Origin of the sequence: Spirulina sp. CCY15215 (genome assembly GCF_016888125.1) — a bacterium.
Taxonomy (GTDB): domain Bacteria; phylum Cyanobacteriota; class Cyanobacteriia; order Cyanobacteriales; family Spirulinaceae; genus CCY15215.
The window spans coordinates 1-1192 of sequence record NZ_JACSWA010000097.1 but is presented as its reverse complement, the minus strand read 5'-3'; the positions used below and the strand labels follow the sequence as shown (position 1 = coordinate 1192).

At 48.6% G+C, this 1192-nt stretch carries 1 protein-coding gene; it reads left to right on the top strand.

Annotated elements, in window-relative coordinates:
- Positions 1 to 274 precede the first annotated feature (274 nt).
- A partial coding sequence (locus JUI58_RS00440; protein WP_204101785.1) for an RRXRR domain-containing protein occupies positions 275 to 1192 on the top strand: 918 nt, incomplete at its 3' end.

The window sequence follows — 1192 nt, the reverse complement described above, 5'->3', positions numbered from 1 at the left end:
CAACGCAAGGCGATGGGGATTGAGGGAGAAACCTTGATTTAAACCGTTGAATACTGCATAGAGTTTCAGCTTGGAACGCACTCTCGAATACTTCCCGTCTTACTTGGTTGGATATGGCGAGGAAACCTCGCCATCCCCCAAGCGCTCGTTCGAGTTATTTGCAAGACGATTTCTCTCGTCGCTGTTCGGTCAGGACATCTTAGCTGAAATGGCAGGAAGGGACTAATTACTTGACGGAGGTAGCAATGCTACATCTCTACAGAGGTTTATCACCATGTTAAGAGTACCTGTATTATCACCCGAAGGAAAACCATTAATGCCCACCAAAGCCAGTCGTGCTAGAAGGTGGCTCAAACAAGGAAAAGCCCAAGTCAAACACAACGATTTAGGCATATTCTGCGTTCAACTTCTGCAAGAACCGTCAGGAGAAGAAACACAGCCCATAGCCGTTGGATTAGACCCCGGCAAGCATTATTCAGGGGTTGGAGTCCAATCTGCCCGAGCAACATTATGGACAGCACATTTAATCTTGCCATTCAAAACCATTGTGGAACGGATGGAGTTACGCCGAATTATGCGCCGCACCAGAAGAGGACGGCGAATTAACCGTAAACTCCCCTTTGAGCAACGGTGTCATCGGCAAAAGCGTTTTTCTAACCGAAGAAAAGGCAAACTTCCGCCCAGTATTCGAGCCAACCGACAATTGGAAATGCGAGTTATTCGGGAGTTATTTGCCCTTTACCCCATTAGCGTCATTCATTACGAAAAAGTGATGGCAGATGTAGATAGAACCAGTGGCCGAAAAGGAGCAAAATCAGGCAAAGGATTTTCTCCCGTCATGGTGGGTCAAAAGCAAATGCTCCAATGGCTATCCGAACTCGCTCCAGTCAAAGTGCATCAAGGCTGGCAACGAGACGGAAATGGCACGAGTCAACTACGGAAATGGTTGGGTTTGGAAAAGAATAAAACCGACAAATCCAAGCCAGAACCAGCGACTCATGCTGTTGATGGCGTGACCTTGGCCGCCTTCGAGTTCATCGAGTGGCGAGAATGGCATACCCAAAACGCCAAGCATGGTGCATGGGTAGGAGACGCTCAAATCACCTCTGCTCCATTTACAATCATCAGAAGACCGCCCATTTCTCGTCGTCAACTTCACTTGTGCGTTCCCGCTCAAGGGGGAAAGCGGCGC